Source organism: Bacillus sp. FJAT-27231, from assembly GCF_001183975.1.
GTDB classification, from domain to species: domain Bacteria; phylum Bacillota; class Bacilli; order Bacillales; family Domibacillaceae; genus Pseudobacillus; species Pseudobacillus wudalianchiensis.
In genome coordinates this window covers 3099861-3114826 of the sequence record NZ_LFZU01000001.1, presented here as the reverse complement: position 1 = coordinate 3114826, position 14966 = coordinate 3099861, and the positions used below count along the sequence as shown (strand labels likewise).

Sequence of the window (14966 nt, the reverse complement as noted above, 5' to 3'; positions counted from 1 at the left end):
GAAGTCGGAGAGCAGGCGGCTTTAGGGCTTTTTTCTTGGATAAATTTCTTATCCGGTCCTTAAAATATTTCAAAGTTTTCCATTATTCTGTATAATGAAACTATATTATGAAGGGGGTAGGATCATGAAAAGAGAAGACTTGCTTGCGCCTGAAAAGTATAACATTGTGATGGAAGTGGAGAAGTTTGCAAAAGACCCCGATCGACTAGCTTTAAAGTGGGAAAATGAAGCTGGCCAGAAAAAAGAGATTACATATGCAAAGTTAATTAAAAACGTAAATAAGATTGGAAACGCTTTCCTTGAGAGCGGCTTAGAAAAAGGGGACTCTATTTTAATTATGGTGCCTCGTTTAATTGAAGCATACGAGGTGTTTCTAGCAGCCCTTAAAATCGGCTTGATTGTTATTCCAAGTGCAGAATTGTTGCGCACGAAAGATTTAAATTATCGAATTGAACATGCTGGTGTGAAGGGGGTTGTCTGCTATGCACCGTTCGTGGAGCAATTTAAACAGGTTGATAAAATAGCAGACTTGCTAACTTTCTCATTTGGAGGTGAGGCAGACGGCTGGACAGATCTTGAGAAAGCGATGGAACGAGCGTCTGATGAATTAGAGATAGTGGATACTTCAAAGGACGACATTGCTTTTCTGCCTTATACGTCAGGTACAACAGGCAATCCAAAGGGGGTTGTTCATACGCATGCGTGGGGATATGCTCATTTAAAAACAGCAGCCCCTAACTGGCTTGGGATTAAGGACAGAGATACGGTATGGGCTACAGCGGGCCCTGGCTGGCAAAAGTGGACATGGAGTCCATTTTTATCCGTATTAGGCTCGGGAGCCACTGGTTTTGTCTATAACGGCAAATTTGAGCCGAAAAAGTATTTAGAACTGCTCGAAAGAAACAAAATTAACGTATTATGCTGCACGCCAACCGAATATCGTCTGATGGTGAAGGTCGATAATTTAGCCGACTATGATTTATCGAGCCTTCATAGTGCTGTGTCGGCTGGAGAACCTTTAAACCGTGAAGTCATTGATACATTCCGGAAATATTTCAACGTAGATGTGCGAGATGGCTATGGCCAGACAGAAAGTTCGCTTGTCATTGGAGTGTTAAAAGGAATGGAAGTGAAGCCTGGATCAATGGGCAAACCAACGCCGGGCAACCGTGTGGATATTATCAATGATGACGGAGAACCAGTAGAAGCAGGTATTGTTGGAGATATTGCTGTTCACGTCGATACGCCAGCTTTGTTCAAACATTATTATAAGGATCCAGAACGGACGGCTATGCAATTTAGAGGAGACTATTATTTAACTGGCGACAAAGCGAAAAAAGATGAAGACGGTTATTATTGGTTTGAAGGCCGCGGAGATGATATTATTATCAGTTCCGGTTATACGATCGGCCCATTTGAAGTAGAAGACGCGCTTGTGAAGCATCCAGATGTGAAGGAGTGCGCGGTTGTTGCCAGCCCTGACGAAATCCGCGGCCATATCGTTAAAGCTTTTGTTGTGTTACAGGACGGCGTGGATGCTAAAGATCCGCAGCTGATAGAAAGACTGCAAAACCATGTAAAAGAATTAACAGCTCCTTATAAATATCCTAGAAAGATTGAATTTATTGAAGAATTACCGAAAACCACCTCCGGCAAAATTCGCCGCATTGAATTGCGTCAGGCTGAGCAGGAGGTTAAAAGTTAATCTTGCGCTAGTAAAAGCCCGCTCCTTGAGCGGGTTTTTTAACTGATCCAGTTTGATTATTTCTCTATCTGCTCTATTGATTTTTAAAAGGAAAGGAGTATAATGGAATTTATTTCGGGAGTAGAAAGAAATAGGTGATCACATGAACGAAGAGAAAAAGATAGGAGCTCTCTATATATTTTTTGCTTATTTATTGTGGGGATTGTTTCCAATATACTGGAAGTTTCTTGAGCACGTAACAGCTCATGAAATTCTTGCTAATCGTGTGTTATGGTCGTTTGTTTTTATGGCATTGCTTCTCTTGTTTACTAGAAAGCTAGGAAATTTAAGAGCTACACTGAGAACAATGAAAGAAAAGCCGAAACAAGCGATGACCCTTGTCATTGCTTCTTTTCTTGTAAGTGGCAATTGGTTTTTATTTATATGGGCTATCAACAGTGACCGCGTGATTGAGACGAGTCTTGGCTATTATATTAATCCGCTTATGAGCGTACTCCTTGGGGTTTTTGTATTGAAAGAGTCTTTGTCTAAAGCGCAGGTTTTTTCTGTGTTTTTTGCGGCAATTGGTGTGGCGATTCTTACGATTGCCTATGGCCAGCTGCCGTGGGTTTCTCTCGGTCTTGCGATAACATTTGCTTTATACGGACTTATGAAAAAAACAATTCAAGTTGAGGCAGCTGTCGGTTTGACACTTGAAACCTTTGCTGTTACCCCCATTGCTGTCGGCTTTTTAATGTATTGGTGGACAAAAGCTGAGCTTTCGCTTTTCTCTGGCTCGCTTTCTACTGATTTATTATTAATGCTCGGCGGGGCCGTCACAGCGTTGCCATTGCTCCTATTTGCAGCAGGAGCGCCGAGGATCCCATTATCTATGATTGGAATTTTGCAATACATTACGCCAACGATGACCCTTTTATTGGGCGTATTTGTTTACCATGAGCCGTTTTCGGGAGTACAATTCATCTCTTTTGCGTTTATCTGGATTGCGCTCGTTATTTTTACTTTCGCCCAAACGAAATGGTATCAAAAAAGACATCTTATTACGAGGAAACATGAAAAAGGAAGCGCCTAACGGATAAATGTCCGTTTGGACGCTTCCTTTTTCCTATTTAGGCGGAAAAAGACTCTTGAAAACAGTTAGCTTTGCATAGTTTAGCTATAGAAGCTGAATGAGCGCCTTCCGCTTCGACGCACACGATGTGCTAGTGAGGGCGTTGCGACACGATGTCGCGCCTTTAGCCGTTGTTCCTCTATGTCCAGCTGCGGGTGCTTAGCGGCTAGTGGACTTCCTGCTCCTTCTTACGATAAGTCAACATCGAATCGCTAACGCTCTTCGTGTTTCCTTTATCTCATGCAGAGCCGTCCAGTCCATACGCCGCTGAACAAGCACCCTCCGCTTTTCTATGTCCAGCTTCGCCTCCTTGCCCCTCGAGGTCATAAGCCGATCTGGCTGTGTGGCTGAAGAGCGCCACTTCGCCATTTCGCCTTATGCTTGTCGGGGCAGGGCAGTCGGCTCCGCTTTTCTATGTCCAGCTGCAGGCGCTAGTGCGTGCGGCGGTTTCGAAATTTCTGCAGGAGTCAAAGAGCGACTCCAACAGAAATTCCTTCAACCTCCTGTCGCACTGAACGAGCGCCTTCCGCTTTTCTTATAAAAAGGCTCTTTTTACTTTGTGCCAGAAGGAGTTGTCTTTTAGTTTTAAGGTTTTGATGCGTTTGTCGCTTAGTGAGATGTTGATTTCTTCGATATGCTGAATGCTCAGTGCTTCGTTGTCGATGCCCATGATGGGGTAGTTGTTGCTTCCTTTGAGCATTTCTAATTTGAGTGTGCGTTCACCGCTCAAGATAAACGGGGACCCGAGTGTGCGGTAACGTTTATTGTTCAGTGAAGCCAGCTCGCTGACTTGCATGCATGGAAGAAGCGGATCGACAACAGCACCGTTTACCGATTTGTTATAAGCTGTGCTGCCGGTAGGTGTAGCGATAATCATGCCATCACCGCGAAATACTTCAAAATGAAGATCATCGATATAGACATTCATTTCCATTGTTTTGATAATGCTGGATTTTATGCTGAATTCGTTCAAACAGTAAAAAACAGCTTCCTCATCCAAGGAAATTTGTAAAACGGGGTAACGGCGAACTTCCATTTCTGCTTCTGACATCACTTCAATTAAGGTTGCGGTATCGTTTGCATAGAAATCACAATACATATTTAATTCATTAAAGATGGAGATGCCCGCATATAAGCAATCTTCCCGGAAACCGGTTTTTTGGACAGCTTGCAAAAATGTACCGTCGCCGCCTACGCTGACGATAATGTTTGCTTCTTCTGATTTGTTGACGATAATAAAGTTATTTTTCTCCGCAAGCTTTTTTAATTCTGTTACTTTTTCTGCCACATTAGCTCGACGGGTTTCAAAAAAATAGACATTGCGACGTTCATCCATAAGAAAGTCTCCTTTTTTTGGGAAAGTTAGTATGGTTATGATTGAATGTTTTGTTAGAATAAGGTGAACCTCTTTTTTAGTGTACCATGTGCCAGTCGATTTTTCGAAGCTGGCAGATTACAGAATAGGGAAGGAGAGAGTAAATTGAGTAAAAAAAGAATAGTTGCCCTTGCGTTGGCTGCTGGGTTATTTATTGTGTCCATTATTGTCAACACAGCTTCTATAGCAGTCAAAACGGATATCTCAAAGGCTCTGGAAACCGCTATGGGCGCCAGTGAAGAAGATTTCACTGAGCAAGTAGAAGAGGAAGGGGATGCCTTCCGTAAAATCGCCGTCTTACCAGTTGAAGGAGTTATCCAAGATACAGGCACGACAGAGTCCTTTTTTTCTTCACCCGGTTATAATCATCAGCAATTTATGAAGAAACTTGATAAAGTACAGGAGGATGACACAATCAAAGCAGTCATTCTGCAAGTGAACTCACCAGGTGGAGGAGTAGTAGAAAGTGCACAAATCCACGACAAGATTTTAGAAATAAAAGAAAAAGCCAAAAAGCCAGTTTATGTATCAATGGGCTCTATGGCCGCCTCTGGAGGTTACTATATTTCAGCTCCTGCTGATAAGATTTACGCTAGTCCTGAAACGTTAACCGGTTCACTTGGAGTCATTATGCAAAGTGTTAATTACTCGAAGCTTGCCAAGAAGTATGGAGTGGATTTTGTTACGATCAAAAGCGGTCCTCACAAAGATATTATGAGCCCAACAAGGGAAATGACAGAAGAAGAAAGAAAAATCCTGCAAGCGATGATTAACAATTCTTACAATGGCTTTGTCAATGTCATCGCTAATGGTCGTGGACTGTCAAAAGACCAAGTGAAAAAAATAGCTGATGGACGTATATATGATGGCCGACAGGCTAAAAAGCTAAATTTAATTGATGATTTTGGGTACCTTGAAGATACGATTGCTGCGTTAAAGAAAGACAAAAATTTAAAAGGCGCCCAAGTAGTGACGTACGAGCCAAACTTTGGCTTTCCATCTTTCTTAACGATGAAAGCACAGCAGTTGATTGGTGGAAATGAAGAAGCACAGGCGCTCATGAAGATCTTTTCACATCCAAATTCTCCGCGGCTTATGTATTTATACGCGGAATAAAGGAGGGGTAGATGATGAAAGAAGATTCGAATCACGAAATTGAAGAACAAAAGCATGTCAAGGAGCAAGAAGATAACGAAGTCGCAGCATACGTAACAGAAGAGACACCACTTGAAGAGAATCTAGTGGTAGAAGAGAAGCTGCCACCTGCTGTTTCTGCTTTTCATTATGCTGGATTCTGGATGCGGTTTTGGGCGTATCTTCTTGACTTAATCGTCGTCGGAAGCATTTCTCGCCTTTTCATTTATCCTCTATTCCGAGCATTAGATATTGAGGTGGCAAATAGTGGATTGTTTTCAGCAGTTAATATTGCCACAGCTCTTGTCTTTTATCTGTATTTTGTTTTGATGACAAAGTGGAAAGGTCAAACGATCGGAAAAATGGTGTTCGGTTTAAAGGTTATTTCATTAACTGATTCCGAACTTTCTTGGAAGACTGTTCTGTTTCGGGAATGGATCGGCCGCTATTTATCCGTAACTATTCCATTTTTGTATATACTTATTGCCTTTTTATCAAAGAAGCAAGGGCTGCATGATTATTTTGCCGGAACAACAGTCATTCATGAACATACATTAATGGTTCAGACACCGGCTCCTTCTTTATAAGGAAGCTTTATAGGCTGCTGGCGGACTGCCGGCGGCTTTCTTTGTTTTTCTAGGCAGTGATTTGAACAATATGGGTTTTTCATCATGTTTACTTTCTTTTTCCAAAGGACAAACTGTTTAGCGGAAAAGGAGGGAGCGTTATGGCTTATCTGTGGTGGGGACTAGCTATTTTTCTGATCTTTTTATTCATTGTGTGCTTGTTAAAAATCCAACTCCTCTTTTACTTTCTCCGTATGCCTGAGAAGACAGAAGCATATATTCGTTTTTTCTTCTTTTATGGGCTTTTATCCTACACGTTTTACATTCCATTTACGAAAGGACAAACATCTAAGTCTGTCAGAAAAAAAGAATATAAAGAAGTCTCGCCTAGAGAGGCAGAGGATTTTCTCATACAGGTGAAGGAGAAGCTAGAATATATCGAAAGTCTACAATACATCGTTCGTTCGTTTTTCAAAAAAATAGAGATTCGTACTTTTTCTTGGAGGACGGTTGTTGGAATGAAAGATGCAGCCTGGACGGGGACAGCAGCAGGAGCGCTTTGGGCTCTAAAAGGCAGTGTCATTTCAGCCGCACATCGTATGGTGCAGATGACCGCTAGACCTGAGCTTGAGGTAACGCCAGTTTTCGGCCAGTCCGTATGGAAGGTGGAATGGTCATGTATGATTTCCTTTCGGATAGGGCATGCTATATCTGCAGTTATTCAACTTTTTCTTCACCGGCGCCACAGAAAGAAAAGCTCTACTGCCGGCCTATTTTTTTAAAACGTTTAAACAACTGGAGGGATAAATATGAGTGACCATCCAATCGAAGGATTGATGACGACGGCTATGGAAAATTTAAAAGATATGATTGATGTTAATACCATTATCGGTGATCCGGTAGAGACACCCGATGGCAGTGTGATTATGACAGTTTCAAAAGTCGGCTTTGGATTTGCGGCAGGGGGAAGTGAGTTTATGATTGATAAACAGGGTGAAGGAAAGGGAAAGAGCCCGTTCGGCGGCGGTAGCGGCGGCGGTGTATCCATTACGCCTATCGCTTTTTTAATCGTGAATTCAAGCGGTGTGCGCATGCTCCACTTAGATGAAAATACACACTTGCTTGATAAAATTATTGATTTAGCACCAGCTGTTATTGATAAAATTCAGAGTATGCTCAATCAGAAAAATCAATCTAAACAATCATCCAATAAAAAACCTTCCTCAGATTATACGATTTAAGAAAAGAGAGTTCATCCTTGCCAGGTAACGGCAAGGCTTTTTCTTGCATTTCTCTCTTTCAAACAAGTATGATATTAAGTGTGAAAAAGATGGAGGAGGGATTAGGAATATGGCAAATGTAACATTCAAAGGAAACCCAGTTACGCTGGTTGGAAATGAAGTAAAGGTGGGCGATCAAGCACCCGATTTTAAAGTGCTTGCAACGGATTTATCTGAGGTGACGTTAGCTGATTCTAACGGCAAAGTACGCTTAATCAGTGTGATTCCTTCCATTGATACAGGAGTATGTGAGCAGCAAACTCGCAAATTTAACGAAGAAGCGTCTAAAGTAAATAACGTAGAAGTCATTACAATTTCTGCTGACCTGCCGTTCGCTCAAAAACGCTGGTGTGCAGGAGAAGGACTTGAAAATGTGAAAATTTATTCTGATCACCGCGAGATGTCATTTGGTGATGCTTATGGCGTTCACATGAAAGAACTTCGTCTATTGGCACGTTCCGTTTTTGTCGTAAATGGCGAAGGCAAAGTTACATACGTAGAATATGTAAGTGAAGGAACAAATCATCCTGACTACGAAAAAGCACTTGAGGCAGCAAAAAACGCCAAGTAAAAATAAAAATGAAAGGCTGGCTCTTTACGGGCCAGCCTTAGGCTGTTGACAAACGCTCGCTTTCTTCGTTGCCCGCCTGACTGCGGTGTTCATGACCTTGATGGTCACTCCGCTTCTTGTCAGGTTTTGTGCCTCGAAAGACAAATGTTTTCAACCAGCCTGATAGTATATAAAGTAGACTTTGTTTACATTCTCGGGCTGGCTCTTTATGGGGTCAGTCTTTTTAATCGATAACGGCTTACAGGAGGAGCAAATATGAACGAAATTTCCCCGGTCGAACACTTATTTCATCGTTTTGATGAAACAGCTGCTATTCTTCAACAAGAGCTGGAATGCACATATTTGGATGCTTTAGCAGAAACAGCTGAGAACCTGTTCCAAGAAAAAATTTTACAAGAGGAAATGAGCGATTTTACGAAGAAACGGGTATGGAAAAAATATGAGGAAACGAAGCTTGCTGATTATTCACAAGAGGAGATCCGTCAAGCTTATCAGTTCGCTATTTTAAAAGGCATGCAAGAGAATGTTCAGCCGCATCATCAGATGACACCCGATTCTATCGGCTTGTTCATGAGTTATTTATTAGAGAAATTTATGAGCGGTAAGAAAGAATTCGCTATTTTGGACCCTGCCGTTGGAACAGGTAATCTATTATTAACCGTTTTAAATCACCAGTCAGAAGCATCGATTACGGCTGCTGGCGTAGAAGTAGATGATTTATTGCTAAAGCTCGCTTGGTGCGGAGCAAATCTGTTGGAGAAATCTGTCCAATTTTATAATCAAGATGCACTGGAACCGTTATTAATCGATCCAGTTGATACGGTAATTTGTGACTTGCCATTCGGCTGGTATCCAAATGATAGAAGAGCAGCAGACTATGAACTGAAAGCAGAAGAGGGCCATTCGTACGCTCATCATTTATTTATAGAACAAAGCGTGAAGCATACAAAGCCTGGTGGTTACCTGTTTTTCCTCATTCCAAACGGCTTGTTTGAGGAAGAAGGTGCTGAGAAATTACATCGCTTTTTCCAAAAAACTGTTCATATTCAAGGACTGATTCAATTGCCGATGACGATGTTTAAAAACAAGCAGGCGGCTAAAAGTATTTTGATTTTACAAAAACAGCAAGCGGGCATTCCTGCGCCGAAACAAGTATTTTTAGCGACAATGCCGTCTATGAAAGATCGTCAAGCCATGCAGTCTATCATGATGAAGTTGGAAGCATGGTTTAAAGAAAATAAGTGATCATTAAACAACTTGGACAAAGGCGGTCGTGCCAGTACTTTGCAAAAATGAGGAGGTCTTTATGTCAAAAGTTATTGCCATCAATGCCGGCAGCAGCTCATTAAAATTTCAGCTGTTTGATATGCCGGAAAAGCGAGTCATCACAAAAGGACTTGTAGAAAGAATTGGCCTGCCGCGAGCTTTATTCAACATTACCGTAGACGGACATAAACAAAAAGAAATCATGGATATTCCTAACCATGCAGAAGCCGTTCGAATTCTCTTAAATAAATTAACCAACATGAGGATTATCCAATCACTTGAGGAGATCAATGGCATTGGCCACCGTGTTGTCCATGGAGGAGAAGTATTTACAGACTCTGTGATGATCACAGACGAAGTCATCGAAAAGATTGAACAGCTGTCCGATTTAGCGCCACTCCACAATCCGGCAAATGTGACAGGAATCCGTGCGTTTAAAGAAGTGCTTCCTGATGTGCCGGCTGTAGCTGTTTTTGATACAGCTTTTCACCAGACCATGCCTGAAAGCTCCTTCCTATACAGTTTGCCGTATCACTATTATACAGATTACGGGATTCGTAAATATGGCTTTCACGGTACTTCCCACAAGTATGTTTCACGGCGGGCAGCCGAATTACTTGAACGGCCAATTGAACAGCTCCGCCTCATTTCTTGTCATCTCGGAAATGGAGCGAGCATTGCAGCTATTAGTGGCGGTAAATCAATTGATACGTCCATGGGGTTTACGCCGCTTGCGGGTGTTACAATGGGAACGAGATCTGGGAATATCGATCCGGCCCTCATTCCTTTTATTATGGAGAAGACAGGAAAAACAGCGGATGAGGTGCTCGACGTATTAAATAAAGAGTCCGGGATGCTTGGAGTATCTGGTTTCTCAAGTGATCTGCGTGACATTGAAGAAGAAGCAGCCAAAGGCAATGAACGTGCAGAGCTTGCTCTTGAAGTATTCGCTGGCCGGATACATAAATACCTCGGATCCTATGCCGCGCGTATGTCAGGCGTAGATGCTATCATCTTTACGGCAGGCATTGGGGAAAACAGCCCTGTTATTCGCGGCCGGGTACTTCGCGGACTAGAGTTCATGGGGGTGTACTGGGATCCAGCCCGCAATGAGGTTCGCGGGCAAGAGTCTTTTATTAACTATCCTCACTCTCCGGTTAAGGTGATCGTTATTCCAACAGATGAAGAAGTCATGATCGCCTGTGATACAGTAAAATTAGCGGGATTATAAAATTGAAGGATAGAGACCATGAGTTGGTCTTGTCTTTTATAAATGCAATATAACGGTATAAAACCTTTGGTAAAGGACTGCTCGGCTATGTCCATACCAGAGGTTTTATTTGAGATAGGCATTGATTGAGCGAAAAGAGGTAAGGACGGTGACTAGGAAGGCCACACTCACAACGGTAAATAAAGAATAAATCATCATTCGGTCTTTAAAAATCAATAGGCCGGAAGTGAGGATAAGAGAGTCGATAAAGAAAATAAAAAAACCGGCATTAACGGAAAAATGCTTTGAAAGTAAAAGAGCCAATAAATCGATCCCGCCCGGAGATGAGCGATATCTCAGCATTAAGCCGGTTCCTGTTCCGATGAACATCCCTCCAACGCAGGCACTCATCAAAATGGGGAGCTCAATCATTCCTTTTAACGGTAGAAGAAGGTCGATCACGATAGGGGTAAAAAGAGTTCCGTACAAACTATTAAAGAAATAAGAGCGTTCCATTTTAAAGGCAAGAAGATAAATAGGCAAATTCACACATATAATAGTCATACCGATTTTGAAACCCCATAAATAGTTAATTAATAAACCAATTCCAAAAACGCCTCCTTCAAGAAGCTGGAAGGGCAAGATAAATACGTTAATGCCTATTCCGATGAGCGCTGCTGCCAATCCGATGGTAATTACTTTTTTTAGTATGTTCTTCACCCCTTGTCCAACTCTATTGTTAAAAAATATGCAGGTGGAGAATTGGCTATGTCTGGAATGACTAACGCGAATGCTTATATAGATTTAGAAAGTAGCCCCTTTTTAATTAGAAGGGAGTAGTGAAATAACCTTTATGCAGGGCGAGCGCAGCTATAAAGTGAACAATTGCCTTTAAAGGAGCGGAAATTGACAATTGTTCGGCAATCATAGAAAATAAAAAGAACGAGAAACAGCATGGAAGGAGGAAGCAAATATGGCTTGGACGGAACGAGATAAAGTCGTATGGGAAGAAATTATGGCGTGGGAACAGTCCCTTGCTGATTATGGTGGCAATGATTTTCAATATACATATTCAAGATGGTTAAACAGTGCGCTGGCAGCTATACCGGAAGAGACGCTTTCTGCTTTTTTCGGACAGTTGGATAACGTGCTATTTCATATGCACTCGCTGCTTCAAGGCTCGCAGTTCCAAAATGAAGCGAGAGAACGAATTTTAACGTCGGCTCGTGTATTCAGAGAAGATGTGGAGACACTTGATGATTTAAAAAAGTTAACCATTGATCAGATTCGCTATTTAAATAGTCAACAATCAACAAGACATCGGTTATATTCGCTCATTCAGGGAGGCATAACTGGAACAGGCGGAGCTATTCCAATCAGTACTGACTTTGCGGCTATGGCTATTCTCAATTTGCGGGCTATCCAAATTACGGCTATGACCTATGGCTATGATCCTCAGCTGCCATTTGAAATGATCGCTTCTCTAAAAGTCTTTCACGCTGGTGCTTTGCCGGAACGGTTGAAGGCAGAAGGCTGGCAAGAGCTGCTGATTGAATTAGAAGAACGGGATCATCCTTATTTTTATAATGAAGCGGAACAGTTGACCGATCTGACATGGATGGAAGGTCCGGTGAAGCAGCTAGGGAAGTTACTCGCTATCGCGATGTTTAAAAATAAAAAGATGGCAAACCTGCCGCTCATTAGCTTAGTCATTGGGGCTGGAACAAATTATCGAATGACAAAAAATATGACTGAATTCGCTGAAAAGTACTATCAATACCGCTGGCTGCTGGAAAAGAGAGAAGCGGCAAGCTCTACTAAATGAATAAAACCGGTTGGATACGTGTATCCAACCGGTTCTTAGGTTAAAGCCTATCCAATAGGGCGCGTAACAAGCTCCTTTTGCTTTTCTGAATTAACAGAGTCTGTTATACCCCGGAGATCCTGGAGGTGCTTCCTGGATCATATGTGTAAATGGAATGCTGTACGCTAGTAAAATTAATACGACCACAATCGTAATCCATAACCACCATTTATCAAAGAACAACGGTGTTTTTTCTGCTTTTTCTTCTGCTTCGCCAATAGGGAATTCTTCTTCCCCTTTTGGTGCAAACCATAAAAGTTGAACGATAATATACAAGACGAGTATAATACCAAGGAAGAGCATAGAGCCGCCGACAGCTTGAGCAATTTGATAAGGAATCCAATCAGCAGCTTGGGCAGAGCCTCCATAGTCAGAGAAGGAAGAGCGACGCGGAGCTCCGTATAGACCTACCCAATGCATAGCTCCTGACATGATTGTCATCCCGACAGACCAGACAACTGCTTGAACAATGGCGAGTTGGTTCAGTTGTTTCGTAAACGTTCTTCCTGTTAAATGGGGAACGAGCCAATAGGCAGCCCCAAAGAAAGTAAGAACGACTGTCGTAGCGATGGTTAAATGGAAATGCCCGGTTACCCAAATCGTGTTATGAATGACTTGGTTTAACTGATGCGATGCATTAATAAGACCACCGGCGCCTCCGGGAATGAAAGCAACCATTCCAATAAAAGGAACAAGGAAGCGAGCATCGTTCCATGGCAGAAACTTTAGCCAGCCGAATAAGCTTGTTGCTCCTTTAGAACGGCCAAACCGCTCAAACGTTGCAAACATACTAAATGCGGTCATAAGAGATGGAATAACAACCATCAATGTTAGTACCACCTGAATGTATTTCCAAGTCGGAGAAATTCCCGGCTCGGTTAATTGGTGATGGAAGCCGACAGGAATAGAAAAGAATAAAAAGAGAATGAATGACATTCTTGCTAGAGAATCAGAGAAAATCTTTCCACCGATGACTTTTGGGATAACAACATACCATACCATGTAAGCAGGAAGCAGCCAAAAGTATACAAGCGGATGTCCGAAATACCAAAATAGTGTACGGCTCACTAATACATTAATGCCATCTGTCCATCCCAATGTCCAAGGAATAAATTGAAGTAAGACGGTTGCAGCTACCCCTAAGGAACAGATGAGCCAGAGAGCCATATTTACAACAGACATAAAGCTTAATAACGGTCCAACTTGACCAGGATTTTGTTTTTTCCATCTTGCATAATGGGCAAACATCGCGAATCCTGAAATCCAGCTTCCGACAACGACAAGAGCTAAGCCGATGTAGAAACCAACATGAGCTTGAAGTGGTGCATAGAATGTATAGAGAACAGAAGCTTTTCCGATTAAAATATAAAATGTAGTAAGTGCAGTACCAATCGTCATAATCCAAAAACCGATCCAGCCAGTTAAGCGGGCTTTGTTCGATAAAGCTCCGGCAGTCCGGCTCATACCGGCAAACTGGAAGCCGATGATGAAGAATGTTGTTAGCACAAGGGCAAGCAGTACACCGTGAGCGGTGAGAACTTGGTAATACCCGATTCCTCCCGGTAATTGTACTTTTCCAGAACGGACTAATACTTGTAGAAATCCACACAATCCTCCGATAAATAAAGCGATAAATGCTACAATGATATGGGCTAACGCTAATTTTGCATCTTTCTTGTTTACTTTAACTGCTGTTTCGATCATGATTGATCAACCACCTTTATTTTAGCGTGCATCAAATGGTGTCCGCTTCCACAGTATTCATTACATAAGAGAGTAAATTCTCCTTCTTCCCGAAAGGTTTGAGTTGTTTCACTAATATGGCCAGGTTCAAGCATCATATTAGCGTTTGTACCAGCAATTTCAAATCCGTGAACTACGTCTTTTGTTGTAGCAATAATATGAACCTTTGCGCCTTTTGGAATTTCCACTACTTTATCCTGTGTCCCAACATCAAAGGAAAAAGCAGACGTTAGCACAACAAGCTGATATTCATTTTCACCGATTTTCTTCAAACCGGGTTTATTAAAGGGAGCGATCTCTCCCACTACTTGTGGATCCACGGTTTTGTCAGAGCTTGGCGGTTGATGGCCCGTTACAAATGCATTAATCCCAACAATGACAAGAAACAGAATGAGTGAGCCAATTCCAAAGGCAAGCCAAATTTTTTCATACTTGTGTAAATGCATAAAACTTCCTCCAGTCATATTCTAGATAAAAATAAACTCCACACCGTAAACCAGGACAACAGGATGAAGCCGCCAACAGCAAGTACAGAAAAGAGCGTGCCTTTTAAGGAATCTTTTTTGTACGTTTTTTCCTTGTCTTTTTCCATGTGATTATGCTCCTTTGCTAATGGGTTAAAATATCTACTTTTATCTTATTGCAAAAACTTGTGATTGTTTTCACATAAATGTGAAGATTATTTCACGGTTATGTGAAGAACTCGTGACGTTAAAAAAATAAATTAAAAAGACCAGCATTCCTTCGCTGCCAGTCTTTTTAATGCCCTATTCATTTTTTAGAGAGGGTGTCGTACGAAACCAAAGCCACAGGTCATTAATAATAGAAGCAAGGTCACTAATTTCTTCATTAAGGCGACAAGATAGGATAAAGCTTTCTTCTTGTTCAAGATTTGCCTGTTTGGCATTAATCTTTTTTTCGAGTTCCCGAATTCGATCGGGAATGCTTCCGCGAATCTTTTCCCATTCATTCAAGATATATTCTTGTTCATTTATAGAGTATTCACTCCAATCTTTCAACGAATAGGGAAGTGAAATACCTAGACGTTCATCGAAAAGAAACTGCATAGGAAACTCCTTTTTTTCTTTTATCGTAGCTGTTTACTAATAATTTGGCAAAAGAAATCAAAAAGATGATTATT

At 41.8% G+C, this 14966-nt stretch carries 16 protein-coding genes; 10 read left to right on the top strand and 6 right to left on the bottom strand.

Annotated elements, in window-relative coordinates; translation table 11 throughout:
- Positions 1-124: 124 nt before the first annotated feature.
- Positions 125-1705, top strand: a complete 1581-nt coding sequence (mbcS, locus tag AC623_RS14935) for an acyl-CoA synthetase MbcS (RefSeq protein ID WP_049663784.1) — start codon at positions 125-127, stop codon at positions 1703-1705.
- Positions 1706-1847: 142 nt separating this feature from the next.
- Positions 1848-2777: an EamA family transporter RarD gene (gene rarD, locus AC623_RS14930; RefSeq protein WP_049663783.1), complete on the top strand. Its 930-nt coding sequence runs from the start codon at positions 1848-1850 to the stop codon at positions 2775-2777.
- A gap of 574 nt (positions 2778-3351) precedes the next feature.
- Here rarD and AC623_RS14925 read toward each other — a convergent pair.
- Entirely contained in the window at positions 3352-4152 is an 801-nt protein-coding gene (locus AC623_RS14925) for an NAD kinase (RefSeq protein WP_049663780.1), read from the bottom strand.
- A 144-nt stretch (positions 4153-4296) separates the two neighbouring features.
- Between AC623_RS14925 and sppA the strand changes: the two genes are divergently transcribed.
- The 7 genes from sppA (at position 4297) to AC623_RS14890 (ending at position 10239) form a co-directional block, all read left to right on the top strand.
- A complete protein-coding gene (gene sppA, locus AC623_RS14920; protein ID WP_049663778.1) occupies positions 4297-5307 on the top strand; it encodes a signal peptide peptidase SppA in 1011 nt (336 codons plus the stop codon).
- A gap of 11 nt (positions 5308-5318) precedes the next feature.
- Complete coding sequence (locus AC623_RS14915) at positions 5319-5912, top strand: RDD family protein (RefSeq protein WP_082174440.1); 594 nt, start codon at positions 5319-5321, stop codon at positions 5910-5912.
- 140 nt (positions 5913-6052) lie between these two features.
- Positions 6053-6673 carry a DUF2953 domain-containing protein gene (locus tag AC623_RS14910; protein ID WP_049663776.1) on the top strand — a complete coding sequence of 207 codons (621 nt, stop codon included), beginning with the start codon at positions 6053-6055 and terminating at the stop codon, positions 6671-6673.
- A 27-nt stretch (positions 6674-6700) separates the two neighbouring features.
- Complete coding sequence (gene ytfJ / locus AC623_RS14905) at positions 6701-7132, top strand: GerW family sporulation protein (protein WP_049663774.1); 432 nt, start codon at positions 6701-6703, stop codon at positions 7130-7132.
- Positions 7133-7241: 109 nt separating this feature from the next.
- A complete protein-coding gene (gene tpx / locus AC623_RS14900; protein ID WP_049663773.1) occupies positions 7242-7742 on the top strand; it encodes a thiol peroxidase in 501 nt (166 codons plus the stop codon).
- A gap of 255 nt (positions 7743-7997) precedes the next feature.
- Positions 7998-8987 carry a class I SAM-dependent methyltransferase gene (locus AC623_RS14895; protein WP_049663772.1) on the top strand — a complete coding sequence of 330 codons (990 nt, stop codon included), beginning with the start codon at positions 7998-8000 and terminating at the stop codon, positions 8985-8987.
- A gap of 61 nt (positions 8988-9048) precedes the next feature.
- Complete coding sequence (locus tag AC623_RS14890) at positions 9049-10239, top strand: acetate kinase (RefSeq protein ID WP_049663770.1); 1191 nt, start codon at positions 9049-9051, stop codon at positions 10237-10239.
- A gap of 105 nt (positions 10240-10344) precedes the next feature.
- On the opposite strand, the gene AC623_RS14885 is transcribed toward AC623_RS14890, so the two are convergent.
- Positions 10345-10938: a YitT family protein gene (locus tag AC623_RS14885; protein WP_231603521.1), complete on the bottom strand. Its 594-nt coding sequence runs from the start codon at positions 10936-10938 to the stop codon at positions 10345-10347.
- A gap of 253 nt (positions 10939-11191) precedes the next feature.
- Here AC623_RS14885 and AC623_RS14880 point away from each other — a divergent pair, with 253 nt between their 5' ends.
- Positions 11192-12043 (top strand): EcsC family protein, encoded by an 852-nt coding sequence (locus AC623_RS14880; RefSeq protein ID WP_049663766.1) that lies wholly within the window; start codon positions 11192-11194, stop codon positions 12041-12043.
- 90 nt (positions 12044-12133) lie between these two features.
- Here AC623_RS14880 and AC623_RS14875 read toward each other — a convergent pair whose 3' ends face one another.
- The 4 genes from AC623_RS14875 to AC623_RS14865 form a co-directional block, all read right to left on the bottom strand.
- Positions 12134-13786 (bottom strand): b(o/a)3-type cytochrome-c oxidase subunit 1, encoded by a 1653-nt coding sequence (locus AC623_RS14875; protein WP_049663765.1) that lies wholly within the window; start codon positions 13784-13786, stop codon positions 12134-12136.
- A complete protein-coding gene (locus AC623_RS14870) occupies positions 13783-14271 on the bottom strand; it encodes a cytochrome c oxidase subunit II (protein ID WP_049663762.1) in 489 nt (162 codons plus the stop codon). The genes AC623_RS14875 and AC623_RS14870 overlap by 4 nt, the downstream gene beginning before the upstream one ends.
- Before the next feature lie 14 nt (positions 14272-14285).
- Positions 14286-14417, bottom strand: coding sequence for a subunit I/II of b(o/a)3-type cytochrome C oxidase (locus AC623_RS21165; RefSeq protein WP_065408784.1), 132 nt, complete (start codon positions 14415-14417; stop codon positions 14286-14288).
- A gap of 175 nt (positions 14418-14592) precedes the next feature.
- Positions 14593-14892 carry a hypothetical protein gene (locus AC623_RS14865; protein ID WP_049663758.1) on the bottom strand — a complete coding sequence of 100 codons (300 nt, stop codon included), beginning with the start codon at positions 14890-14892 and terminating at the stop codon, positions 14593-14595.
- Between the last annotated feature and the right edge of the window lie 74 nt (positions 14893-14966).